Raw genomic sequence first — 23,869 nt, 5'->3', positions numbered from 1 at the left:
TAGCGTGAACACAGGGATTCCCGGTGGGACGCCGGGATCGACGGCGGCGGACAAGGGGTCTGGATGGGTGCGGATACGACCGGTCGCGGGCCTCAGCTGGCCTCCGTGGTGGTTTTCGTCCGCGACCTCGACCGGGCGGTGGACTTCTACCAGGAGCTGCTGCTGATGCGGGTCGCGGTCCGTACGACCACGGCCGTGCTGCTCGTCGGCGCGGACGACACGCAGCTGTACCTGCGCGTCATGGGCTCGGGAGGCGAGCACCCGCTGGGCGCCATCGGTGTGCAGTACGTGATCTGGACCGCGAACAGCCGCGACGACCTCGAACGGTGCGAGCGGATGCTCAAGGAGCGCTCCGCCCACATCTCGTCCAAGGACACGGCGGACGGCGTCACGGTGGTCGAGGGGCGCGACCCCGACGGCCTGCCGCTGGTCATCGCCCACCCCGGGCCGCGGGGCGCGGCCGGCCAGGAGATCATGGCGCGGATCTACGCCTGGTGACGGGCGGCCGGGCCGTCCGCGGACAGGCCGCGGCGAGGAGGTGCGGGCATGACCGAGCACACCGGGCACGGCGGCCCGCCCAGGAGCGGCCCGGCCGCCCTGTCCCTGGAGGAGCAGCTGCGCAGGCTCACCGCGGGGCAGCGCAAACAGCGCCGGCTGCTGGACGCGGTCGTGACCATCAGCGCCGACATGGACTCGCGCGCCGTGCTGGGCCACATCGTGCGGGCCGGCACCGAACTGATCGACACCCGCTACGGCGCGCTCGGGGTGCTCGGCGAGAACGGCGACGTCGTCGACCTCATCTCGGTGGGGGCGGACGAGGCCCCGGCGCTCTGCCCGCCGGGGCACCCGGCCGTGCGGACCGTGCTGGGCGTCCCCCTCACCGTGCGCGGCACGGTCTACGGCAATCTCTGCCTGTCGGGAAAGAACGACGGGACGCCCTTCACCGACGACGACCAGGCCCTGCTGACCGCGCTGGCCAGCGCCGCGAGTGTCAGCATCGAGAACGCCCGGCTCTACGAGCGCCTGAAGTACACCACCGAGCAGTTCCAGCGCCGCATGCTGCCCGAGCTGCCCGACCTGCGACCGGTCGAGGTGCGGGCGCGCTACCAGCCGGCCTCCGAGCTGCCCAAGCTCGGCGGCGACTGGTACGACGTCCTGGTGCTGCCCGACGGCGTACCGTGCCTGGTCGTGGGCGACGTCACCGGGCACGACCCCGGGGTGGCCCCCGTGATGGGGCAGTTCCGCAACATGCTGCGCGCCCTGGCCCACGACCGGGTCGGGCCGCCCGGTGTGATCGTGGCGAAACTGGACGACGTCGTGGCCACGCTCGGCGACCCGCCCGCGGCCACCCTGGTCCTGGGCCGGCTGGAGCAGCGGCGCCAGGGGGAGTACACCTTCCACTGGACCAACGCCGGGCATCCGCCGCCGCTGCTGATCGCCGAGGACGGCACCGTCCGCTATCTCGCCCCGCCCCGGCACGGGATCCCGATCGGCGTCGACACCCGGCTGCCGCGGCCCGACCACCAGCACCCGCTGCCGCCGGGGAGCACCCTGCTGCTGTTCACCGACGGCCTGATCGAGCGCCGCGGCCAGGACATCGACGAGGGCCTGCGCGCGCTGGCCGAGCAGGCCTCGGCGCTGGCCACGGCACCGCTCGACGTGCTGTGCGACGAGGTCATCGCCAACCACGGCCAGGTCTTCGACGACGACGTGGCGGTCCTCGTCGTACGCCTTCCGCAGCGGCCCGGCGGCTGACACCGGCAGGCGCTCGGCCGGAGCCCGGGCGACGACGGCGAACCCGCGCACGTCCCGGCAGCTGACACCGGCAGCGGGCTCAGCGCGCCGGTCGGCCCCGCTCAGCCCGAGCCGCTTCTTTCCGCGCGGTTCAGCCATTCGGCGAGCACCGCGGCCTGGCTGCGGTCCACGTCCTTCGTGGCGGTCAGCAGCGTCAGCCGGCCGCGGCCCGCGAGGTCGCGCAGCTGCCGCAGCGCCGACTCGTGGGCCGGGTCGCGCAGCTCGGCGCGGTAGCGGCGGCGGAATTCGGCGAAGCGGGCGGGCTCGTGGCCGTACCAGCGGCGCAACTCGGTCGAGGGGGCTACGTCCCGCAGCCATGTGTCGAGGTGCGCGTCGTCCTTGCGCATGCCCCGCGGCCAGACCCGGTCGACGAGCACGCGTGCGCCGTCCTCGGGCGCGGCCTCCTCGTAGACTCGGCGGTAGGTGATCGGCTCGGCCATGGCGGTGCCTTTCCCTGGGACCGCGCGGCGGGTGCGCGGGGCGGCCACGCTCCCGCGCGGGTGACGGCCGCCGCGCTCCGGCAGCGGATCCATTTTACCGGGGGCGGCCATTCCCGGCCGGTCCTGCGGGCGGTGAGGGAGAGGCGGACGGGGCATGGACGGCAGTGCATCGGGCGGCGCCGCGGACGCGCCCGGCTTTCCCGCGGTGGCCGCCGCCCTCGCGGACTCGGTGCCCGCGCTGGACGGTGCGGTGAGCGGCTGCCGTGCCTGCCCGCGGCTGGTCGCCTGGCGCGAGGAGGTCGGCCGGGTCAAGCGGCGCGCGTACCTCGACTGGACGTACTGGGCCAGGCCGGTGCCCGGCTTCGGCCCGCAGGACGCCGCCCTGGCGATCGTCGGCCTCGCCCCCGCCGCGCACGGCGGCAACAGGACCGGGCGGATGTTCACCGGCGACCCGTCGGGCGACGTGCTCTACGCGGCCCTGCACGCGGTGGGCCTGGCCTCCGGGCCGACCGCCGTGGACCGCGCCGACGGCCTGGAGCTGCACGGCGTACGGATCACCTCCCCGGTGCACTGCGCGCCGCCCGGCAACCGGCCCAGCACGGCCGAGCGGGACACCTGCCGCCCCTGGCTCGCCCGTGAGGTGCAGCTGCTGCGCCCGACGCTGCGGGCGGTCGTCGTGCTCGGCGGATTCGGCTGGCAGGCGCTGCTGCCGGTCCTGCGGGACGCCGGATGGCAACTGCCCCGCCCGCGGCCCGCCTTCGGGCACGCCGCCCGGGTGGTGCTCCACGAGCCGGCGGGGGAGGGGGAGTTGGAGCTGATCGGCAGTTACCACCCGAGCCGCCGCAATGTCTCGACCCGCACACTGACCCCCGCGATGCTCCGCGACGTCCTGCGCGTGGGCGCCGCCGCCGCGGGTCTGCCCACCCGCTGAACTCCCCCCGGGGCGGGGGCATTCGGCGCGCGGGCCGGGAGAGGCGGGCGACGCGGATGTCTCCGAAAGCTCACCGCGTGCGCCGACCCCGTGACAGCATGACGTGACCGGTGGGCGACGCCGCTCACGGCGGCGCAAGGAGAAGGACGGACGGTAGTCGCATGCCGGACATCACCCCCGCGGAGCCCGCGCCGCAGCAGACGATCTTCGAGGCAGTCGGCGGCGCCCCCGCCGTCGAGGCCGTGGTCGACCTCTTCTACGACCGCGTGCTCGCCGACCCGGCGCTGGCCGGCTACTTCGAGGGCCGCGACATGGCGCGCCTCAAGCGCCACCAGCGGCTCTTCGTGGGCCAGGCGCTCGGGTCGAGGGAGCCCTACCCGGGACGGACGATGGAGCGCGCGCACAGCGGCCTGGCCATCACCGGCGAGGCGTTCGACCTGGTCGTCGGGCACCTGGCGGCGGCGCTGGCCGAGGCGGGCGTGGACGGGCCGACCATCGGCACCATCGCGGAGACCCTGCTGCCGCTGAAACCCGACATCGTCACCGCCTGAGCTGCCCGCACCGCCCGAGGTCGTGCCGCTGCTGCACGACACGCGGTGTTCGCTGGCCGCCGCCGATGTGCTGGCGGCGACGGGACCCGGCGCCGGGTCCGCCCAAGGCGCGCTGCGCGACCGCGCCGTACTCGACCACCCGAACCGCCACGCCACGGTGGAGTGGGCCGCCCGGCGCATCGGCGGCGACCGCACGTCCGCCCTGCGCCGCCCCGGCGAGGCGGTACTGACCGCCGGGCGGCCCTCCTTCGGCCCGGTCCACCTGTCGGCCGGCTCCGCCGCAGTCACCGTCGCCTTCACCGCCGGGTGGACCGACAGCCTGCCCGATCTGCACCTGCTGCGGCTCGTACTGGCCGACGCCGAGGGCCGGGAGCTGTCCGGCAGCACCTGCCGGCGCTACCGAACCCCCGCCGCCATGACCGCGCTCAGCACCGCGTCCCGGGTCCGCACCTCGGCCACGATCGGGCGGGTCATAGCCGACGGTCCGCGCCGCGCCCTGACCGCGACCGTACGCAACCGGGGTTCCGCCGTCGCCGCGATGGTGCGGCTGTCGCTGCTCGACCAGTGCACGGGCGAGCGGGTGCTGCCAACGCTGTACGGCGACAAGCACCTGTGGCTGCTGCCCGGCGAGTCCCGTACCGTGGCGCTGTCCTGGCCCGCGCACGCGCTGCCCTCGGGCCGGCCGGAACTGCGGGTGAAGGGCTGCAGCAGCCCGGCCGTCACGGTGAGGTGAGCCGGGTCCCGGCGGGGGTTCCTGTTATCCGCGGGACCCCGGTCCGGTCTCCTGGGCATGAGGCACGCAACGACACACAGGCGGCACCGCTCCCGGCCGGTCCGGACGCGGACGGCGGCGGTGGTCGCGGCGGTGGCCGCCGTCGCGGTGGTCTCCTGGCTGGCGTCCCCGCTGGACCTCGGGTCCGGCGGCCCCGACGCGGCCAGGGCCGCCGCGAGCGGTGCGCCCGCCGCCCCGGCGCCGACCGCGGCCACGATCACGACCACGGCGAGCCCCACCACCGCCGTGCCGACCACGCCCACGCCCACGGTGACGCCGACAGCCCGCCGGGCGACCCCCTCGGCCACCCCCGGCAAGCGCCCGGCGGCACCGCCCAGGCAGTCGGCACCCGGCGGGCAGCGCAGCATCGTCATCATCAACCGCACCCAGCAGGCCGTCTGGGCGGTGGCGACCGGCACCGCCGCCTACCCCAAGGGCCGCAGGCTCGCACCGGGCGCGAGCACATCGCTGCTGGTCGGCAACTCCTGGGGCGGGCGCGTCTGGGGCCGCACCGGCTGCACCGGCGACGCCTCGGGCCACTGCCTGTCCGGCGACTGCACCACCACCTGCGGCAGCCCGGTGACCCCCACCACGCTGGGCGAGTTCGCCTTCGACGCCTTCGACGGCATGGACTTCTACGACGTCAGCATGGTGGACGGGTCCAACCTGCCGATGTACATCAACATCTCGCACACCACCAGCACCGACCCGCTCACCGCCGCCGGCTGCTACCGCGGCGCCTGCACCCGTGCGGTCGACTGCCCCGCCGCCATGCGGACGACCGCGGACGGCCAGGTGATCGGCTGCAAGCCGCCCTGCGCGGCCTTCGGCGGCGACACCTATTGCTGCCGCGGCGCCTGGGCCGGCCGCGAGCACTGCCTCCCGGCGAAGTGGCCGGTGGACTACACGCAGGTCTTCAAGAAGGCCGAGCCGTACGCCTACTCCTACGCTTTCGACGACTCGGCCACCATGGCCTGCAAGGGCGCCTGCTACTACCGGGTGACCTTCGGGACGAGCTAGCGCAGCGCCCGGCACCCTCACCGGTTCGCGGCGCCCGGCAGCGCGCCCGGCGCCCGCCGGCCAGGCCCCGTGGCGGCGGGCGTCAGCCGATCCTGGCGCCCGTGCCGCTCACCCTGACCCTGGTGTCGCCGGAGCGCAGCTCCACGGTGAGGGTGCCGGGGCGGCCCATGTCCGCGCCCTGGTGGAGGGTCAGGACGGCGGCCGGGGGGACCAGACCGAGGTCCCGGGCGTACGCGCCGAAGGCGGCAGCCGCCGCGCCGGTCGCCGGGTCCTCGACCACCCCGCCGACCGGGAAGGGGTCGCGCACGTGGAAGGTGCGCCCGGCCTCGCGCCAGACGAGCTGGACGGTCGTCAGGCCGGTCCGGTGCATCAGCGCTTCGAGCCGCGCGAAGTCGTAGTCGAGGTCGGCCAGCCGTGCGCGGGTCGCGGCGGCCAGCACCAGGTGGCGGGCCCCGGCGTAGGCGATCCTGGGCGGCAGCGCCGAGTCCAGCTCCGCGGCGGTCCAGCCCAGCGCCGCCAGCGCTTCGGCCACATCGGCCGGCTCCGCGTCCGCGACGTACGGCTCGACACTCGTCAAGGTGGCGCGCAGTTCGCCGCCCTCGCGGACGACGCTGACCGGCACGGCGCCCGCCGCGGTGGCGAACTCCAGCTCGCCCGGGCCGTCCCGCTCGGCCAGCGCCACGGCGGTGGCCACGGTGGCGTGACCGCAGAAGGGCACCTCGGCCTTCGGGCTGAAGTAGCGGATCGTGTACGCGCCTTCGCCGGTCCGCCCGGTGAGGAAGGCCGTCTCGCTGTACCCGAGCTCCGCCGCGACGGCGAGCATGCGCCGCTCGTCGAGCGCGGACGCGTCGAGCACGACGCCTGCGGGGTTGCCGCCCGCCGGGTCGGTGGAAAAGGCGGTGTAGCGCAGGATCTCGGTCCCGGAATTCACAGTCACGGCGGCGACAACCCCGCAGGTCCGCGGGACATTCCCGCGGCGCGGAAGTGCCGCGTCAGGAGTGCCCGACGACCGGGTGCGGACGGTACGGGGCCGCCAGCCGCTCGGCGTCGCCGGGTTCCAGGCGCAGGCCGACGGCCGCCACCGTGTCGTCCACATGGTGCGGCGGGGGGGGGGGGGGGGGGGGGGGGGGGGGGGGGGGGGGGGGGGGGGGGGGNCCCCCCCCCCGCCCCCCCCCCCCCCCCCCCCCCCCCCCCCCCCCCCCCCCCCCCGGCCGGCCGAGCAGCCGGCGCAGGGCGACCGTGGCGGGCGGCACGCCCTGTCCGGCGGCGACCGCCCCGCAGGACGTCCGTCATGTCGAGGTCGGCGTCGGCGAGCGGGTCGGACGTGGCCCGCGCCGTCCGCCGTTCGCCGCCTCGGGCCCGGTTGCCGGCCGGCAGGCTGTTACGGGGATGTGCCTCCCTGCCGGGCCGTCGCGGCACAGCCGCTGCCCGGCCCGGCGCCGTTCGGGACGGCCGCGCGGCGGCGCGCCGGGAGCGGCTGGCCGGGGCCGTGGCGCGAACCCGCCGGCGGCGCCCGCACCGGGCCGCCGCGCGGGACACGGACATAGGCTGGCGCCGTGCACATCTGCTTCGTCTGTACGGGCAACATCTGCCGGTCGCCGTCCGCCGCGCTCGTCCTCGCCGAGCGGTTGCGCGAGGCGGGCCTGGACGACCGGGTGCGGGTCACCAGCGCGGGCCTCGGCGGCTGGCACGCGGGCGACGACATCGACCCGCGGGCCGCCGAGGCGCTGACCCGGCACGGCTATCCGGTCGAGCATGTCGCTGCCCAGGTCGGCCCCGGCCATCTGGACGCCGACCTGCTGGTGGCGATGGACAGGGGCCACGAGAAAGCGCTGCTCAGGCTGGCCGACGACCCCTCGCGGGTCCGCCTGCTGCGGTCCTTCGACCCGGACGCGGCGGGCGACCAGGACGTGCCCGACCCGTACTACGGCGGCGAGGAGGGCTTCGAGGAGGTGCTCGCCATGATCGAGGCCGCGATGCCCGGCCTCCTGGACCAGGTGCGCGAGCACCTAGACGCGTGACCGGCGGCCTCGGCGCCGGCGCCGCGGCGGCCCGGCTGACCGGGCGCCGGGTGACCGGCGAACGCCCGCTGTCCGGCGCGCTCGCCGAGATCGTGCTCGACGGCGTCACGCAGGTGATGGCCAAGCGCGCCGACGGCCCGGGCGCGGCGCGGGCCGAGGCGGCGGGGCTGCGCTGGCTGGCCGAAGCCGGAACGGTCCGCGTCCCCGCGGTCCACGGCCACGACGAGCGGTGGCTGGTGACCGGCCTGATCGCGACCGGCCGCCCGGACCCGGAAACGGCGGCCCGCTTCGGCCGGGACCTGGCCGCGCTGCACGCCGCGGGAGCACCGGCCTTCGGCGCCCCGCCGCCCGGCGGCCCCGAGGACGCGTACATCGGGACGGCGCCGATGCGCAACGTGCCGGGCGCCGACTGGCCGCGCTGGTACGCCGAGCACCGCGTACTGCCGTATCTGCGGCGGGCGGTGGACGGCGGCGGCCTGTCCCGCGCCGGGGCGTCCGCCGTCGAAGAGGTCTGCGAACGGCTGCCGGAACTGGCAGGACCCGCCGAGCCGCCTGCCCGGCTGCACGGCGACCTGTGGAACGGGAACGTGCTGTGGGGCGCCGACGGGCACGCCTGGCTGATCGACCCGGCCGCGCACGGCGGACACCGGGAGACCGACCTGGCCATGCTCCAACTGTTCGGCTGCCGGCACCTGGACCGGATCATCGGCGCCTACGCGGAGGCGGCGCCGCTGGCCGACGGCTTCGCCGCCCGCCTCCCGCTGCACCAGCTCTTCCCGCTGCTGGTGCACACGGTGATCTTCGGCGGCGGCTACGGGGATCAGGCGGTCGCCGCGGCCCGCGCCGCCCTCGCCGGCTGACCGCCGCACGGGGGAGTCCCCGGTCACGCGGCACCCGGGGGCCGCGGGGCGCGGACGTAGGCTGAACAGCCATGGACTACCTGAAACTCGGTACGACCGGTCTCGACGTCTCCCGCATCTGCCTCGGCTGCATGAGCTACGGCGTCTCCGACCGCGGCAACCACAGCTGGACGCTGGACGAGGAGGCGAGCCGGCCCTTCGTACGGCAGGCTGTCGAGGCCGGCATCAACTTCTTCGACACCGCGAACGTCTACTCCGACGGCACCAGCGAGGAGATCGTCGGCCGGGCGCTGGCCGACTTCGCCCGCCGCGACGAGATCGTGCTGGCCACCAAGGTGCACGGCCGGATGCGGCAGGGCGCCAACGGCGGCGGGCTGTCCCGCAAGGCGATCATGACCGAGATCGACCACAGCCTGCGCCGGCTGGGCACCGACTACGTCGACCTCTACCAGATTCACCGCTGGGACCCGACGACCCCGGTCGAGGAGACCATGGAGGCTCTGCACGACGTGGTGAAGGCCGGCAAGGCCCGCTACATCGGGGCGAGTTCGATGTACGCGTGGCAGTTCTCCAAGGCGCAGTACGTCGCCGAGCAGCACGGCTGGACCCGCTTCATCAGCATGCAGAACCACTACAACCTGCTCTACCGCGAGGAGGAGCGGGAGATGCTGCCGCTGTGCGCCGACCAGGGCGTCGGGGTCATCCCGTGGAGCCCGCTGGCCCGCGGCCGGCTCACCCGGGCCTGGGACACCACCAGTGCGCGCAGCGAGACCGACGAGTTCGGCAAGACCCTCTACCAGGACACCGACCGGCATATCGTGGACGCCGTCGCGGTGATCGCCGAGGAGCGCGGTGTCACCCGCGCCCAGGTCGCGCTGGCCTGGCTGCTGCGCCAGCCGTCCGTGAGCGCGCCGATCGTCGGCGCGACCAGGCCGCAGCACCTGGACGACGCCGTCGCGTCGGTCGGTCTGCGGTTGGGCGACGGCGAGTGCAAGCGCCTGGAGGAGCACTACACCCCGCGCGGCATCGCCGGCTTCGCGTAGGTCCCCCCGCCCAACGCACGGGAGCGGCCCGGCTGTTCGGCCGGGCCGCTCCCGTGCGCGCCGGTGTTACGCCGTGGTCACCGCCACCGTGGCCGGCAGTGCGGGGGTGCCGGTCGGGTCGTCCGCGGTGGCCTCGATCGCATGCGGCCCGGCGGCGAGCGCGCCGGACCCGGTGCAGGTCCAGCCGCCGCTGTCGGAAACGGCGGCCGTGCACAGCGGCGCGCCGTCGGACGTCACGGTCACCTTCGCGCCGGGCTCCGCGGTGCCGGAGACGGCCGGAGCAGCGCCGACGGTGTCGCCCGCCGCGGGCGAGGTGATCGCCACCGGCGGCGCGAAGCCGGTGACGTTCGGGACGCCGTCACCGCTGATCCTCACCGCGACGCTGTGCACCGTCACCTGGCCGCCGCCGTTGCGCAGCCGGAAGTCCGCCGCCGAGTGCTGCTGGCCGCCGAAGTAGGCGTCGGTGGCGCTCACGGTCGCGGTCTTCCAGGTGTTGGTGCCGGTGAGCGTGATCCCGGCGGTCGACTTGTACGGGTCGGAGCCGCCGTTGTCGTACTGCACGGAGAAGGAGCCCGTGCCCTGGTCGTAGTAGGAGACGGTGAAGGTCGCCGCGTAGGCGCCGGCGTGCGCGACCGAGTCGTCGATGTCGAAGTAGATGTTGCTCTGGGTGCTGGTACGCGCCGACAGGCCCTCGATGACCGAGGCGGTCGTCGGGCCGTCGAAGCCGCCCGAGGGCCGCTCGTCCTCGCTCATCCCGTACGCGTGGTCGGTGGCGCCGACGACCGAGCCGACCACGGCGGTGCCGGGCGGCAGGTCGGAGGCGTCGAAGGCGACCCCGGCCGAGGCGTCGCCGACCATGCCGCTCCGGTCGGCGACCGTCGCGGTGGCGGTCTGCCGCCCCGGTGTGAAGCCGCCCTCGGGGGCGCAGCTCCAGGCGCCGCTGTCGTCAGCGGTGGCGGTGCACAGCACCCCGGACGCCTCACGCACGGTCACCGTGCCGTCGGGGATCGCCGTACCGGACACGGCGGAGGCGAGCTTGACGGTGGCGCCGCCGCGCGGAGTGGTGATCACCGGGGCCGGCGGGAAGGCGTGCCGGTCAGGCACCCAGGCGCCGGTCACCGTCAGGCCCACGCTGTGCACGGTGACCGGGCCGGAGGCCGAGTGCAGCCGCAGGTCGGCGCCCGCGTTCTGCAGACCGCCGAACCAGGCGCCGCTGAGCGTCACCTCGGCGGTCTTCCAGGTCCTGCTGCCGGTCAGCGCGATGCTGCCCGCCCGGCGGTAGCGGTCCTTGGCGCCCGCGTCGTACTGCACCGACAGCGAGCCGGTGCCCTGGTCGAAGTACGACACCGCCACCTTGGCGCCGTAGGACCCGGTCGCGGCCACGTCGTCGCCGATGTCGAAGTACATGTCGCTGCCGCCCGGGGAGCTGCCCGTGGTGCGGGCGGTCAGCCCGGCCACGTCGCCGGCCGTGGTGACGGCGCCTGCGGAGCCCGCGTAGTCGGTCTGGGCGAGGCCGAAGTCCTGGTTGACGCCGCCGAGCACGGTGCCGACGGTGGCGCTGCCGGACCGCGCGGTCGCGTCGAGGCCGAGCTGTACGCCGCCCAGGTGCCGGGCGGCGGTCGGCGCGCTGCCGGTGACCCGCGCGAAGCGCAGGCCGGCGGTGGGCGCGGCGACCTGCTGCACCAGGTAGGACGAGCCGGCCCTGACGGGCACGTTCAGCAGGCCGGCGGTGCCGCCCCTGACGACGACGCGGCCGGTCCTGCCGTCCACGACCTCGGTGCGCTGACCGGGCCACGGGTTCTTCACCCGCAGCGTGCCCGAGGTGCCGGCCTCGATCGCCGCGGTGACCAGTCGGCCGCCCTGCACCTGGACGTCGACCTTGCTGCCGCCCTGGATGTACACGCTGCCCGCGCCGTCCCATTCGGCCGGCCAGGCCGGCGCGAAGCGGACGATGCCGTCGTAGTCCTGCGCGAGTGCCTCGCCGACCGCGGTCGCTGCGCCGGACTCCTGCTCGATGTAGGGCTGGTAGCCGACCGAATTGCCGAGGTCGGCGAAGCCGTTGGGGTAGACCTGGTGTCCCTCGGTCAGGGAGATCAGGTTGCTGCGGACCTCGGCGGGATCCTGCAGCCGGGCCGCGTCGATGGCGTCCATCGACCAGTCGTTGCCGCCCTTGTTGGGCCGGTGGGTGTAGCTGCGCTGCGCCAGCGAGAAGAGGCCGGCGTCCTGGTCACTGATGGTGTTCCAGGGCCACAGCGGCTCCAGCTCGATGTTCTCGCCGTTCCTGCGCTCGGCGGCCGGCTGGTAGGAGATCGCGATCATGTCCGTGCCGGTGGCGTCCGCCGCGGCGGTCTCGGCCTCGGTGTAGCCGGGGTTGAGCAGCAGGCTGCGGGTGGCCTGGTCGGTCCGCGGGTAGGGCGGGATCTTCTTCGCGGCGGCGGCGACCCGGGTCACCAGGCTCTTGTCGGCGCCGCGGTCGGTGCCGAGCAGGTGGGCGATCTGACCGATCACCGGGAAGACCGCGCGGTCCAGCGCGATGTCGGTGGTCGGGTCCTGGACCGCCCACTGGGTCTCGTGCGCGTTGGCGTTGGCGTGCAGCAGCCCGTCGGCGCCAGTGGTCTGGTAGGCGAGCTGGAATTCGGTGACCGACTTGATGAACGGCCAGTACCGCTTGAGCGCGGCCCTGTCGCCGGTGGCCTGGTACTGCTGCCACATGTAGAGGGCGACCTCCGGTCCCGAGGAGATGTCCAGGGCGTTCCAGTTGGGGCTGCCGGGCTCGCTGCACGAGCCGTTCTCACCGACGCCGGGGGAGATGCCGTTGCCGTTGAAGCGCATGGTCTCCGACACGCAGGAGCCGGGGCGCCCGCCCATCTGCTGCTTCGTCCACGCCTCGATCGCGGGCAGGTCGTCCGCGTACATGTCGAAGATCGGCGTGTTGAGCCGGTAGTTGCCCGAGCTCATGTTCGCCGCGATCTGGGTGCGCAGATTCCACAGCCAGTACGCGGACGGCGTCCACGTCTGGGTGTCCTTGTTCCAGGCGAACATGTCGGCCTCGCCGGCCTGGCTGCCCGGGTAGATGCCCTTCTTCATGGACGCCGCCTCTTCGTAGAGGTACAGCGTGCGCAGATTCTCGATGTACTCGGCGCTGCCGTCCGCCGAACTCATCGCGATCAGGCCCGAATGCGACCAGAAGCCGTCCCACCAGCGGTCCTGCGCGGACAGCAGGCTCCGCACGGGCGCCGTCGCGTCCTGGCCGATCACCTTGGCAGCGGTCCTGGCGGCGTTGCCGCCGGTCCAGCCGGGGGAGGCGACGACGACCCGGAAGGTGCCGTCGGCATGCGGGGTGAAGCCGATCTGGACCTGGGTCGGGCTCGTGACGGTGGTGCTCACCCGGCGCCCGCCCGCGGTGATGGCGGCGAGCGAGCCGAAGATCCGCCCGCTGCCGATCGGCGGGCCGCCGTCGGCCCAGGTCTCGGCGAGGGTGCCGACGGTGCCGGACACGGCGGCGGCGGGCTTGCGGGGCGACCACAGGTTGATGCTGGCGGTCTGGGGCACGCCGGGGTCGGCGCCCGAGACGTCGACGATCAGCTCGTCCTTGCCGGCCGCGACCCAGGCCTTCATCGACATGCCGCCGCCGGACTCGCGCAGCACACCGTTGGTGAGGTCGAGCTGTCCCTTGAAGTCGGCGGCGTGCGAGATGACCGACAGGCCGGGGATGTTGAGCTGGCCCGGCGACTTGCGGTCGGGCATGGTGTCGGAGCGGTTGAGCTGGGCGGTGAAGCCGCCGGCCGCCCAGGCCGACACGCCGAGCGATCCGTTGCCCAGCGGCATGGAGGCGGTGGGGTCGGTGTTGGGCGAGCCGAGCACGAGGTCGGAGCGGCTGACGACCCCTGTCGGGTCGAGCTTGAAGTCTCCGTGCTGCCAGGCGGTGGTCGGTCCCGCGGCTGCGGCGGCCGTGCCCGCGTCGGCCACGGCGGCGCCCGCGAGGGCGGTGAGCACCGCCGAGCAGAGCGCGACGGCCCGTCTGTACGGAACCCGCCGGATACGGCGGGGGAATTTCTGCACGATGCCCTCCAGGGCGATACGGCTCTCAGTCAACGGCGTTGACGCAGTAGTCCGATGAATGCGCCTGCTTCTCTGTATCGCTCCTCTGTGGCGTGCGGAAACTGGGCGCCGGACTGACGTAACATCGGATGACTGTCGTTCTAGACCATGCATGGCGACGGCGTAAAGACCCGTGACGCAACGAAAGTGCCGGCCCGCGGACTGTCCGCGGACCGGCACTTCGCCGTTGCTGTGCCGAGGCGTCATCCGGCGGCGGTCGTCGGCATCCCGAGGTCGACCGGACCGCCGGCCCCGCGCGCGGCGGGTTTGCAGGCGTCGTGGCAGTCCTTGTCCAGGCTGCAGCACAGCGAGCAGATCGCCCCGCTGTGGAAGGGGCAGCCCGCGATGTCGGGACGCTCGAAGTCCTCGGCGCAGACCACGCAGGTCAAGGTCGCCGCCGACAGCAGGCCGTCCTCCCGGAACAGCGGCTCGGGCTGGTCGTCGGTCCGCGCGATGTAGTAGCGGCCCTTGGTGGCCACCGCGAGCAGCGGCGACAGCACCATCGCCACGACCAGCGCGATGAACGGCGAGAACGCCTTGCCGTAGGCGCCGAAGGCGTGGAAGTACGCGGCGATGGACACCGCGGACGCCACCAGCATCGAACCGAAGCCCACCGGGTTGAAGTTGTACAGGTGCGCCCGCTTGAACTCGATGTAGGACGGGCTGAGCTTCAGCGGCTTGTTGATCACCAGGTCGGCGACGACCGCGCCGATCCAGGCGATGGCGACATTGGAGTAGAAGCCGAGCACGGTGTTGAGGAAGCCGAAGACGCCGCCCTCCATCAGGGCCAGCGCGATACCGACGTTGAGGAAGATGTAGACGACCCGGCCGGGGTGCCGGTGGGTCAGCCGGGAGAAGAAGTTCGACCAGGACAGCGAACCCGAGTAGGCGTTGGTCGTGTTGATCTTGATCTGCGAGAGGATCACGAAGAAGGTGGCCAGGCCGAGCGCGACCGGCGCGGCGAAGGTGTGGATACCGGAGACGTACTGCTGGATCGGCTCGTTGGCCTTGGCCAGGCCGATGTGCCCGGCGATGTAGAAGGCCAGGAAGGCGCCGCCGATCTGCTTGGCCGCGCCGAGCACCACCCAGCCGGGACCGGCCGCGAGCACCGCGCTCCACCATCTGCGGCTGTTCTCCGGGGTCTTGTCCGGCATGAAGCGCAGGTAGTCCACCTGCTCGCCGATCTGCGCGATCAGCGACAGCGCCACACCGGCGCCGGCGCCCACCCCGAGCAGGCTGACCGAGGAACCGGTCGGCGAGTTGCCCGCGAAGTGCGTGAACCGCGAGAAGGCGTGCGGGTCCTGGATCGCGATCGACACGAAGGGTGCCACCATCAGGACCAGCCAGACCGGCTGGGTCCACACCTGCATCGTCGACAGCGCGGTCATCCCGTAGAAGACCAGCGGCAGGATGATCAGCGCGCAGATCAGATAGCCCACCGCGAGCGGGATGTGCAGGCCCAGATCGAGTGCCTGGGCCATGATCGAGCCTTCGAGGGCGAAGAAGATGAAGGTGAAGCTGGCGTAGATGATGGACGTGAGGGTGGACCCGAGATAACCGAAACCGGCGCCCCTGGTCAGCAGGTCCATGTCGATGGAGTATTTCGCTGAGTAGTACGAGATCGGAATTCCGGTGAGGAAGATGGTGACCGCGGCGGCCAGAATTGCGATCAGTGCGCTGCTGAATCCATGGGAGATCGCGATGGAGCCGCCGATCGCGAAGTCGGCGAGGTAGGCGATGCCGCCGAGTGCGGTGGTGGCCACCACGTAGGGCGTCCAGCGGCGGAAGGACTTGGGCGCGTAGCGCAGCGAGTAGTCCTCCAGCGTGGTGTTCTTCGTCCAGCCGTTGTAGCGCCGGGTCGTCGTACCGGTGGCGCCGTCGGGAGGCGCGGGTGTGTCGACCGTGTCCGTCACGAGAACTCCCTCTTCCGTCCGCAGGGTGCGTTCCGCTGCCAGGGACATGTCCTGGGCGGCGTTGGAAGAGTCCCGCCGGTGTGTTTCTCGGTGATGTCGGGCGCTTTAAAAGCGCGGCGCGTCTATTCGGGTGCGGGCGACGCGCGTAGATATAAGGAAAAGCGGCCCAGGGAAAGCGCGGTAATCCGCTCGGCTGAATTCACGGCACGCCCGCGATGCGGCGCCGGAATGCCGCACGCCCGGAATGCGCGTGCCCCGGCGCCGGTGTACGGCCGGGAGGCCGGTGTGCGGGCAGGCCGCGGTGGAGGCAGATGCTTCCCCTAGAAAGTATTTCCTGGGGAAGGTACTGTCAATGCCCATGCAACGCACGGCCGTTGCCCCGCCCGGTCGGCCAACCCCGGAAGGGAGTTCACAGTTGTGCGACGACCGCGAAGTCGAAGATGTCCGCCCTGGCCAGGTACACCCGCTGGTCGAGATGGTTGCCGCGCAGCCGCAGGGCGCCGCGCGGACCCTCGTAGCCGACCGAGTCGCGCACCGCGTGCATGGCGCGTACGTCGAGCGAGCCCGCCCGCTCGGCCAGCGCGCCGAGCAGCCGCAGCCCCTCGAAGCAGGACTCGCCCAGGCTCCCCACGACCGGCGCGTCCACCCCGAAGCGGCGGGCGAAGCGCCGGCTGAAGTCCAGGCTCTCCGCGGTGGCCAGCGTCTCGAAGTAGCCGGCCGCCGCCCACAGTCCGGCGGTGCCGTCGGCGCCGCTGGCCAGCAGCATGTTCTCATCCATATGGGTGCTCAGCCGCTGGCAGCGGGCCGGCAGGCCGTATGCGGCGAAGGCCCGGTTGAAGCGCACCGCGTCCGCGCCGACCAGCAGCATCAGCACCGCGTCGGCCTCGGCCCGCTCGATCCCCCGCAGCACGGGACCGAAGTCGGCGCTGCCCAGCGGCAGCAGGGCCTCGCCCACCGTCCGCCCGCCGCATGCCCGCGCGTGCCGGCGGGCCGCGCCCGCGGTGACACGCGGCCACACGTAGTCGTTGCCGACCGTGAACCAGCGCCGTACGCCCGTCGCCTCGGCCAGCAGCCGCATGGCGGGCAGCAGATGGCGCCGGTCGGTCTCCCCGGTGAGGAAGACCCCCGGGGTGCGCTCGCCGCCCTCGTACTGCGCGGTGTATACGTACGGCACCAGGTGCGCGATACGGGGCGCGAGCGCTCTGCGCACCGCCGAGATGTGCCAGCCGACCACCGCGTCCACCGCGCCGAGCCGCACCAGCGCCTCGACCTCCGCGGCCACCCGGTGCGGCGGCCCCGCGCCGTCCACCGGGACCAGCCGCACCGGTCGGCCCGCGACCCCGCCGGCGGCGTTCAGCTCCTCCGCGGCGAGCTGCGCGGCCAGTTCGCAGGACGGGCCGAGGATGCCGCCGGGGCCGTGCAGCGGGACGACGAGCGCCACGGTGAGCGGCGCGTCCGGGCCGCCCGCGGGAGGGCGGCGGGGGTGCGGCGGTGGAAAGTCCGGCGGTTCCGGGAGCATGCGGCACCTCCGGAGGGCCGTGCGGGCACGAGGAGCGGTGACCCGGTCCCGGCGCCCTCGCAGAGACCTCTAATGTGGCCGAACAGTAGACCTGGGAAAGGACACCGGCAAACATGCCATCGGATCCGGCACGGCAGCCAGGGCAGGATCTCGCGCTTGTCCTGAGCCGCGCAGAACGCCTCATGGTGGCGCGGCTGTCGGAGCTGCTCGCGGCCGAGGACTGCTCGGTCGAGCAGTGGCGGGTGCTGAGCGCGGTGGCGGACGGCGGCGGGCTCCCCATGACGGAGATCGCCGACTACGCGTTGATGCCCGCGCCCAGCCTGACCAAGCTGGTGGACCGGATGGTCGCCGACAACCTGGTCTACCGCAGGCCCGACCCCGGTGACCGGCGGCGGGTGCTGCTGCACCTCGCCGCCCGCGGCCGGATCCTGCACCAGCGCGCGGCCCACCGGGTGGCCGAGGACCACGCCCGGGTGCTCGCCGCGCTCGGTGAGAGCGCGGGCGGGCACGGCGACCGCGGCGGGCTCGCCGCGGCTCTCGCGCTGCTCGCCGAGGTCGCCGCCGACGCCCCGCGCGCCGACCTGCCCGGCTGACCGGCGCCCGCCCCTGCGCCCCGCCGCCCGGGTACGCCTCCCGGACCGGACCGGACCGGACCCGGCCGGGCGGGGGCTCGCTCAGTCCTGCCAGGTCCAGTCGGCGACCTCGGGCAGGTCGGTGCCGTACTCACGGATCCAGGCGTGGTGCCGGAGCCGGACCTCCTCCATGCGCTGGCGCACCGCTGCCGCCATGACGGGCAGGCCGGGGACGCGGTCGATGACGTCCATGACGAGGCGGTAGCGGTCCAGGTCGTTGCGCAGAACCATGTCGAAGGGCGTGGTGGTGGTGCCGATCTCCTTGTATCCCCGCACATGCAGGTTGGCGTGGCCCGTGCGGCGGTAGGCGAGCCGGTGGATGAGCCAGGGGTAGCCGTGGTAGGCGAAGATCACCGGCTTGTCGGGGGTGAACAGCGCGTCGTATTCGGCGTCGGCCATGCCGTGCGGGTGTTCCTCCTTGGGCAGCAGGCGGGCCAGGTCGACCACGTTGACGACCCGTACGCCGAGTTGGGGCAGGTGGTGGCGCAGGAGCTGCGCCGCCGCGAGCACTTCGAGGGTGGGGACGTCGCCCGCGCAGGCCAGGACGACATCGGGGCCGCGCCGGACGTCCTCGGTGCCTGCCCACTCCCACAGCCCGGCGCCGCGGGCGCAGTGGGCGCGGGCGGCGTCCATGGACAGCCAGTCGAAGCTGGGCTGCTTGCCGGCGACGACGACGTTCACGTAGTCCTTGGACGTCAGCACGTGCTCGGCGACGGAGAGCAGGGTGTTGGTGTCCGGCGGGAGGTAGACCCGGACGACTTCGGGGGCCTTGTTGAGGACGTGGTCGATGAAGCCGGGGTCCTGGTGGGAGAAGCCGTTGTGGTCCTGGCGCCAGACGTGCGAGGTGAGCAGGTAGTTGAGCGACGCGATGGGGCGGCGCCACGGCAGGGTGCGGGTGGTGCGCAGCCATTTGATGTGCTGGTTGACCATGGAGTCGATGATGTGGACGAAGGCCTCGTAGCAGGAGAACAGGCCGTGCCTGCCGGTGAGGAGGTAGCCCTCCAGCCAGCCCTGGCAGGTGTGTTCGGAGAGGATCTCCATCACCCGGCCGTGCCGGTCCAGGTTCTCGTCGGCGTCGAACACCTCGGCCTGCCAGGCTTTGCCGGTCGCTCCGTAGACGGCCTGGAGGCGGTTGGAGGCGGTCTCGTCGGGGCCGACCAGGCGGAAGTCGCGGCGGTCCGCGGTGTCGGCCATGACCTGTTCGAGCAGGTCGCCGAGGACGCGGGTGGGCTCGTGCAGGGTGGTGCCGGGCTTGTCGACGGGGACGGCGAAGCGTTCCAGGGCCGGAACCGGCAGGTCGCGCAGCAGCAGTCCGCCGTTGGTGTGCGGGTTCGCGCCGAGCCTGCGGTTGCCCGCGGGCACGTGGGCGAGGACCTGCGGGCGGGGACGGCCTTCGGGATCGAAGAGCTCGTCGGGCCGGTAGGAGTGCAGCCACTCCTCCAGCTGCCGCAGATGGTCCGGGTTGTCGCGGACTTCGGACAGTGGCACCTGGTGGGCGCGCCAGGTGCCTTCGACGGGGAGGCCGTCGACCTCGGCGGGTCCGGTCCAGCCTTTGGGGGTGCGCAGCACGATCATGGGCCAGTGCGGTCGTCGGGTGGCGCCGTTGGTGCGGGCGGCTTTCTGGAGGGCGGTGATGCGGTCGAGGGCGGTGTCCATGGCGTGGGCCATGGCCCGGTGGACGGTGGCGGGGTCGTGGCCGGTGACGTGGATGGGGTCGTGGCCGTAGCCGTGGAGGAGTTGGTCGAGTTCGGCTTCGGGGAGGCGGGCCAGGACGGTGGGGTTGGCGATCTTGTAGCCGTTGAGGTGGAGGACGGGCAGGACGGCGCCGTCGTGGACGGGGTCGAGGAATGTGTTGGAGTGCCAGGACGTGGCGAGCGGTCCGGTCTCGGCTTCGCCGTCGCCGATGACGCAGGTGACGAGCAGGCCGGGGTTGTCGAGGGCGGCGCCGTAGGCGTGGGAGAGGGCGTAGCCCAGTTCGCCGCCCTCGTGGATCGAGCCGGGTGTCTCCGGGGCGACGTGCGAGGGGACGCCGCCGGGGAAGGAGAACTGCTTGAACAGCCGGCCCATGCCCTCGGCGTCCCGGCTGACGTCCGGATACGTCTCGGAGTAGCTGCCCTCCAGCCAGGAGTTCGCCAGGACGGCGGGGCCGCCGTGTCCGGGTCCCCAGACGCAGATCGCGTCCAGGTCGCGGGCCTTGATCACCCGGTTGAGATGGGTGTGCACGAGGTTCAGGCCCGGTGAGGTGCCCCAGTGGCCGAGCAGCCGGGGTTTGATGTGCTCGGGGCGCAGCGGCTCGGTCAGCAGCGGATTGGCCATCAGGTAGATCTGGCCCACCGCGAGATAGTTCGCGGCCCGCCAATGGGCGTCGAGCGCCCGCAGCTCGTCCTCGGACAGGGCCGCGGGCGGGCGGCTGGTGGACGCGTCGGGCATGGGGGACCTCCAGGTGGAGACGGTGTCGTCCGCACCAGCCTTCCCGCCCGCCGCCCGCGGCATCAGGGCCGTTCGGGGGGATATAGGGTAATTTGCCACGATGGGGGACGACGGTGGCCGGGCGTACGCTCGACGGGACGGCGGTTCCGCCGCCGTACGGTCATGGACACGCAGGAGGCGGCCGATGCCGGGCAGGGGAGCGGTGCAGCGCGCGCTGTGGATCACGGCGGCGGCGGGACTCGCCCTCGACCAGGTCACCAAGGCGATCGCGGCGGTCATGGTCGAGGGCCACCAGCCGAGCCACGCGCTCGGCGGCCTCGTCACCTTCACCGCTTACCGCAATTCGGGGGCCGCCGGCTCCTTCGCGCCGCGCGCGACGCTGGTCTTCACCGTGCTGGCGATCGGCGTGCTCGGCTTCATCATCCGCACGGCGCCCTCGGTGCGGTCCACCGGCTGGGCCGTCGGCCTCGGCCTGATCTTCGCGGGCGCGGGCGGCAACCTCTCCGACCGCATCTTCCGCACCCCGGGCTTCGGCCGCGGCGCCGTCCTGGACTTCATCCAGATCGGCCACTCGGGCATCTTCAACCTCAGCGACCAGTGCGTCACGGCGGGCGTCCTGACGGTGATGGTCCAGCTCCTGCGGGGCGTACCGCTCACCGCCGCCAAGGCGGAGACGACCGACCCGCAGGTCGGCTGCGGCTGACCGCACCCCCGCGCGGGCCCGGCCCGGGGTGCAGGTCAGCCGTTCGCGGCAGCGATCTGCGCCGCTTCCGCACTGTGTTCGGTCCGGGTCAGGGCGGCGGCCACGGCGAGCAGGGCGGCGGCGGTCTCCCCGCCCCGCCAGGTCCGTGCGGCGAGATCGGCGACCCGGTCCGCGCGGGACCGCTTGTCCAGCTCGGGTGGCAGGTGCTGGAGCTGGCCGCACGCGTCGGCGAGCACGGCCAGGACGGTGAGGCGTTCGCCGGGGCGCCCCTGGCGTACGGCCTCGGCCACGCGCTCCCGGACCGCGGCGCAGGGTGCCGGGTCGGACTCCGTCCAGCGCGTCACCGGGAAGACCAGCAGGAAGCGGCCACGATCGGCCCGCGCCACACCGCGCTCCGCGAGGCCGGCGCGCACCGCGGCGTACGCCTCGGCTTTGACCGCGTCCCGCATCCACCGCCGCGGTGCGCGCGGCTCGTCCTTCCCGGCGCTGATCGTCTCCCACAGCGTGTCGGTCACGGAACCGGTGGCCGCGCTCCCGAAGCCGCCACGGTCCGCCCGCACCAGCCGGCCGCCGGTCAGGACGAGCCGCCCGCCGGCCACCTGCTCCGCCAGGACTGCCCCGGCGGCACCGAAGACCGCGGCCAGGGTCGCTTCGAGGCGTTCGTGCTTCCGGTGTCTGCACACGAGGACCGCGTCCTCGGCCGGCGCCAGTTCCACCCGGGCGGCCTGCCCGCGGCACCTGACCGGCCCACGGTCGGCCGTCGTCCGCGCCGGTGTCGCCGGTCACCGCCCGCAGCAGCGCGGGCAGTCCGACGGCCAGCGCCTGCTGCTCCGCCGGGCTCAGCGCGGCGAGCCACCGCTCGTGGCGCTGCCGCGTCGCCTCGGCGATCCGGCCGGCCGCCGCCCCGACCCGGTCAGCGCCACCTTCTGGAACCGGCGGTTCCGCGGATCGCGGCCGCGCTCGACCCGTCCCTTCTCGGCCATCGCGGCCACCAGCAGGCTGACGGTGCTCTTCTCCGGGCACAGGTACGCGCCGAGCTCGTGCTGTACGCGGGCGCCGACAGGCCAGATGGCCGAGCGCCAGCGACTCCGAGGGAGAGGCGCCCCCGGTACGGCCCGGGACGGATCGAGCGCGCCGCGCCGCCTGAGCTAGCCGTCCATCGCCAACGCCAGCACATCGTGCGGTCCGGCGGGCGTTACCACCTCCGTGAGCTGCACCGAGCACCCCGATTGTTTCGCCGCCATTATGCAGTTGTCACGTACAACTAGAGGGATGTGTTCATATTATCCGACCCAAGTCGTCTCCCGGTCGCGATTCGCCGGGTCGTGAGTGCGCTGGGCCGCCGCCGTCCTGGCCAGCACGGAGAGGCACTTCCGCATGCGGGGACCGCCCGCCGGGGGAGCGGACGCCGGGCCGGCCGAGCGGACGTGAACTCTCGTGTACGGCGTATTGCGGGCCGATGAGCGGCGTGCAAATAGCGCGGTGCATTCCGGAGTTCGCGGTGGGTTCCCGTCATGTTCTGTGCTGTGGGGGCGTTTTGCGCCGACTGGTACGAGTCGGTCGCCCCGCCCGTGCGCCCGCGGCCCCCAACCCCCTGCTCGCGAACCCCTAGTCGCCTGCGTATCCGCAGGTCAGCGCCTTCCATTCGGAATATAGACGCTCTATAGCCGACTCCAGCACAATCAACCGGTGCTGAGTGGAATGACTGGCAAGGTTGTTCCGCGGTGGCGATGTGCGGTGAAGCCAGATGCTCGGCGGCAACTGAGAGGGCCACGCAATGTCCAGTCATCAGGTGCAGTTGCTGTTTGCCGACCTCGCCTTGATCATGCTTGTGGCCCGCGGGCTCGGCTGGGTCGCCGCCCGGTTCGGACAGCCGGTGGTGATCGGTGAGATCGTCGGCGGAATCCTGCTCGGTCCCACGATCCTCGGCGGCGCGGTCGACTCGCTGTTCCCGACCGGAGTGCGCCCGCTGCTGACGGGCATGGCCGATGTGGGCGTCGCGCTGTTCATGTTCACCGTCGGCCTGGAGATCGAGGCCCGCCATCTGCGCGGGCGCGGCTGGCTGACCTCCGGCACCGCGCTCGGCTCGATGCTGGTGCCGTTCTCGCTCGGCATCGGTCTGGCCTACTACCTGCTGCACGACCACGCGAACCACCGGCACGGCACCTTCATCGTCTTCATCGGTCTGTCGGTCTCGGTGACGGCCTTCCCGGTGCTGGCCAGGATCCTCGCCGACCGCGGCCTGTCCCGGACCGCTCTGGGCGGTATCGCGCTGGCCGCCGCCGCCCTGGTGGACGTGCTGGCCTGGACCGGACTCGCCGGGGTGCAGGCGGTCGCCGCGGACGGCGGCCAGCACTGGCGGCTGGTCCTGGCCTTCCCCTACCTGCTCGTCATCGTCTTCGTCATACGCCCCCTCCTGCGCTGGCTGGTCGGCAACGGCACCGTGACACGGCCGCAGAACCCCAGCGCGGTGCTGGTGGTGCTGGTCGGCATCCTGCTGTCGGCGGCGGCGACCGAGGCGATGGGCCTGCACTTCATCTTCGGCGCCTTCATCTTCGGCCTGGTCACCCCCAAGGGAGAGGCGGTGCAGGCCTTCCACGTCGAGATCACCGACCACATCACCCGGATCAGCGGACTGCTGCTGCCGGTCTACTTCGTGGTCGCGGGACTCGGCGTGGACCTGCGGCACTTCGGCGGCACCCAGGCCAGTGAGCTGGGCGTCATCCTGGCGGTCGCGATCGCCGGCAAGTTCGGCGGCACCTACCTCACCGCGCGGCTGCTGCGGCTGCCGTCCCGGCCGGCCTGCGCACTCGCCGCGCTGATGAACACCCGCGGTCTGACCGAGCTGGTGATCCTCGGCGTCGGCAAGCAACTGGGCCTGCTGGACGGCCCGCTGTACTCGCTGATGGTCGTGATGGCCGTCGTCACCACGATGATGACCGGCCCGCTGCTGAACCTGATCTACCGCGTTCCTGTCGAGGTGCCCCCGGCGCCCGGCGCCGGACGCCGGGAGGCCGCGAAAGCGGCGTCGGTCTAGGGCCTGTCGTGCGGACGAGGATCACGGACACAGCTCGCCGTGGGGGGGGGGGGGGGGGGGGGGGGGGGGGGGGGGGGGGGGGGGGGGGGGGGGGGGGGGGGG

General features: G+C 73.4%; 19 protein-coding genes. 12 read left to right on the top strand and 7 right to left on the bottom strand.

All coding sequences use genetic code 11. From position 1 onward, the window contains the following. Positions 1 to 105: 105 nt before the first annotated feature. Positions 106 to 498: a VOC family protein gene (locus V7E46_RS03980; protein WP_329172089.1), complete on the top strand. Its 393-nt coding sequence runs from the start codon at positions 106 to 108 to the stop codon at positions 496 to 498. Between the two features lie 48 nt (positions 499 to 546). After that, positions 547 to 1,755 (top strand): PP2C family protein-serine/threonine phosphatase, encoded by a 1,209-nt coding sequence (locus V7E46_RS03975; protein ID WP_333767093.1) that lies wholly within the window; start codon positions 547 to 549, stop codon positions 1,753 to 1,755. 101 nt (positions 1,756 to 1,856) lie between these two features. On the opposite strand, the gene V7E46_RS03970 is transcribed toward V7E46_RS03975, so the two are convergent. Beyond that, a complete protein-coding gene (locus V7E46_RS03970) occupies positions 1,857 to 2,234 on the bottom strand; it encodes a DUF488 domain-containing protein (protein WP_333767092.1) in 378 nt (125 codons plus the stop codon). Between the two features lie 154 nt (positions 2,235 to 2,388). Here V7E46_RS03970 and V7E46_RS03965 point away from each other — a divergent pair, with 154 nt between their 5' ends. The 4 genes from V7E46_RS03965 to V7E46_RS03950 all read left to right on the top strand — a co-directional run bounded on the left by V7E46_RS03965 (position 2,389) and on the right by V7E46_RS03950 (position 5,508). Further along, positions 2,389 to 3,165 carry a uracil-DNA glycosylase gene (locus tag V7E46_RS03965; protein ID WP_333767091.1) on the top strand — a complete coding sequence of 259 codons (777 nt, stop codon included), beginning with the start codon at positions 2,389 to 2,391 and terminating at the stop codon, positions 3,163 to 3,165. A gap of 161 nt (positions 3,166 to 3,326) precedes the next feature. Beyond that, positions 3,327 to 3,716, top strand: a complete 390-nt coding sequence (locus tag V7E46_RS03960) for a group I truncated hemoglobin (RefSeq protein WP_333767090.1) — start codon at positions 3,327 to 3,329, stop codon at positions 3,714 to 3,716. Positions 3,717 to 3,738: 22 nt separating this feature from the next. After that, positions 3,739 to 4,449, top strand: a complete 711-nt coding sequence (locus V7E46_RS03955; RefSeq protein ID WP_333767089.1) for a hypothetical protein — start codon at positions 3,739 to 3,741, stop codon at positions 4,447 to 4,449. A gap of 57 nt (positions 4,450 to 4,506) precedes the next feature. Then, complete coding sequence (locus V7E46_RS03950; protein WP_333767088.1) at positions 4,507 to 5,508, top strand: thaumatin family protein; 1,002 nt, start codon at positions 4,507 to 4,509, stop codon at positions 5,506 to 5,508. A gap of 82 nt (positions 5,509 to 5,590) precedes the next feature. Here V7E46_RS03950 and V7E46_RS03945 read toward each other — a convergent pair whose 3' ends face one another. Further along, the gene (locus V7E46_RS03945) at positions 5,591 to 6,445 is read right to left on the bottom strand and encodes a PhzF family phenazine biosynthesis protein (protein WP_333767087.1); all 855 of its coding nucleotides are present in this window, start codon (positions 6,443 to 6,445) and stop codon (positions 5,591 to 5,593) included. A gap of 619 nt (positions 6,446 to 7,064) precedes the next feature. On the opposite strand from V7E46_RS03945, the gene V7E46_RS03940 reads away from it, so the two are divergent. The 3 genes from V7E46_RS03940 (at position 7,065) to V7E46_RS03930 (ending at position 9,432) form a co-directional block, all read left to right on the top strand. Continuing rightward, positions 7,065 to 7,529 carry a low molecular weight protein-tyrosine-phosphatase gene (locus V7E46_RS03940; protein WP_333767086.1) on the top strand — a complete coding sequence of 155 codons (465 nt, stop codon included), beginning with the start codon at positions 7,065 to 7,067 and terminating at the stop codon, positions 7,527 to 7,529. Then, positions 7,526 to 8,389: a fructosamine kinase family protein gene (locus tag V7E46_RS03935; protein WP_333767085.1), complete on the top strand. Its 864-nt coding sequence runs from the start codon at positions 7,526 to 7,528 to the stop codon at positions 8,387 to 8,389. Before V7E46_RS03940 ends, V7E46_RS03935 begins: the two co-directional genes overlap by 4 nt. 71 nt (positions 8,390 to 8,460) lie before the next feature. Next, the gene (locus V7E46_RS03930) at positions 8,461 to 9,432 is read left to right on the top strand and encodes an aldo/keto reductase (RefSeq protein WP_333767084.1); all 972 of its coding nucleotides are present in this window, start codon (positions 8,461 to 8,463) and stop codon (positions 9,430 to 9,432) included. 66 nt (positions 9,433 to 9,498) lie between these two features. Here the strand turns inward: V7E46_RS03930 and V7E46_RS03925 are convergent, their stop codons facing one another. The 3 genes from V7E46_RS03925 to V7E46_RS03915 form a co-directional block, all read right to left on the bottom strand. After that, entirely contained in the window at positions 9,499 to 13,527 is a 4,029-nt protein-coding gene (locus V7E46_RS03925; protein WP_333767083.1) for a hypothetical protein, read from the bottom strand. Between the two features lie 209 nt (positions 13,528 to 13,736). After that, a complete protein-coding gene (locus tag V7E46_RS03920; RefSeq protein WP_333767082.1) occupies positions 13,737 to 15,446 on the bottom strand; it encodes a purine-cytosine permease family protein in 1,710 nt (569 codons plus the stop codon). 409 nt (positions 15,447 to 15,855) lie between these two features. After that, on the bottom strand, positions 15,856 to 16,965 hold the full coding sequence (locus V7E46_RS03915) for a substrate-binding domain-containing protein (protein WP_333767081.1): 1,110 nt from the start codon (positions 16,963 to 16,965) through the stop codon (positions 15,856 to 15,858). Between the two features lie 113 nt (positions 16,966 to 17,078). Between V7E46_RS03915 and V7E46_RS03910 the strand changes: the two genes are divergently transcribed. Beyond that, positions 17,079 to 17,558, top strand: coding sequence for a MarR family winged helix-turn-helix transcriptional regulator (locus V7E46_RS03910; protein WP_329172063.1), 480 nt, complete (start codon positions 17,079 to 17,081; stop codon positions 17,556 to 17,558). Between the two features lie 81 nt (positions 17,559 to 17,639). Here V7E46_RS03910 and V7E46_RS03905 read toward each other — a convergent pair whose 3' ends face one another. After that, a complete protein-coding gene (locus V7E46_RS03905; protein ID WP_333767080.1) occupies positions 17,640 to 20,027 on the bottom strand; it encodes a phosphoketolase family protein in 2,388 nt (795 codons plus the stop codon). A gap of 184 nt (positions 20,028 to 20,211) precedes the next feature. Between V7E46_RS03905 and V7E46_RS03900 the strand changes: the two genes are divergently transcribed. Beyond that, on the top strand, positions 20,212 to 20,730 hold the full coding sequence (locus V7E46_RS03900) for a signal peptidase II (RefSeq protein WP_333767079.1): 519 nt from the start codon (positions 20,212 to 20,214) through the stop codon (positions 20,728 to 20,730). 35 nt (positions 20,731 to 20,765) lie between these two features. Here V7E46_RS03900 and V7E46_RS03895 read toward each other — a convergent pair whose 3' ends face one another. Beyond that, the gene (locus V7E46_RS03895) at positions 20,766 to 21,446 is read right to left on the bottom strand and encodes a GOLPH3/VPS74 family protein (RefSeq protein WP_333767078.1); all 681 of its coding nucleotides are present in this window, start codon (positions 21,444 to 21,446) and stop codon (positions 20,766 to 20,768) included. Positions 21,447 to 22,507: 1,061 nt separating this feature from the next. Between V7E46_RS03895 and V7E46_RS03890 the strand changes: the two genes are divergently transcribed. Continuing rightward, positions 22,508 to 23,767: a cation:proton antiporter domain-containing protein gene (locus V7E46_RS03890; RefSeq protein WP_333767077.1), complete on the top strand. Its 1,260-nt coding sequence runs from the start codon at positions 22,508 to 22,510 to the stop codon at positions 23,765 to 23,767. Positions 23,768 to 23,869: the final 102 nt, after the last annotated feature.

The sequence above is a fragment of the Streptomyces sp. IBSBF 2435 genome (assembly GCF_036815005.1).
Lineage (GTDB): Bacteria > Actinomycetota > Actinomycetes > Streptomycetales > Streptomycetaceae > Actinacidiphila.
The sequence above is the reverse complement of the archived record's forward strand: the minus strand, read 5'-3'. Positions and strand labels throughout refer to the sequence as shown.

Coding starts and splice junctions, on each gene's coding strand:
- V7E46_RS03900 (WP_333767079.1), top strand. CDS start 20,212: ATGCCGGGCAGGGGAGCGGTGCAGCGCGCGCTGTGGATCACGGCGGCG.
- V7E46_RS03965 (WP_333767091.1), top strand. CDS start 2,389: ATGGACGGCAGTGCATCGGGCGGCGCCGCGGACGCGCCCGGCTTTCCC.
- V7E46_RS03890 (WP_333767077.1), top strand. CDS start 22,508: ATGTCCAGTCATCAGGTGCAGTTGCTGTTTGCCGACCTCGCCTTGATC.
- V7E46_RS03905 (WP_333767080.1), bottom strand. CDS start 20,027: ATGCCCGACGCGTCCACCAGCCGCCCGCCCGCGGCCCTGTCCGAGGAC.
- V7E46_RS03930 (WP_333767084.1), top strand. CDS start 8,461: ATGGACTACCTGAAACTCGGTACGACCGGTCTCGACGTCTCCCGCATC.
- V7E46_RS03975 (WP_333767093.1), top strand. CDS start 547: ATGACCGAGCACACCGGGCACGGCGGCCCGCCCAGGAGCGGCCCGGCC.
- V7E46_RS03970 (WP_333767092.1), bottom strand. CDS start 2,234: ATGGCCGAGCCGATCACCTACCGCCGAGTCTACGAGGAGGCCGCGCCC.
- V7E46_RS03960 (WP_333767090.1), top strand. CDS start 3,327: ATGCCGGACATCACCCCCGCGGAGCCCGCGCCGCAGCAGACGATCTTC.
- V7E46_RS03910 (WP_329172063.1), top strand. CDS start 17,079: ATGCCATCGGATCCGGCACGGCAGCCAGGGCAGGATCTCGCGCTTGTC.
- V7E46_RS03950 (WP_333767088.1), top strand. CDS start 4,507: ATGAGGCACGCAACGACACACAGGCGGCACCGCTCCCGGCCGGTCCGG.
- V7E46_RS03915 (WP_333767081.1), bottom strand. CDS start 16,965: ATGCTCCCGGAACCGCCGGACTTTCCACCGCCGCACCCCCGCCGCCCT.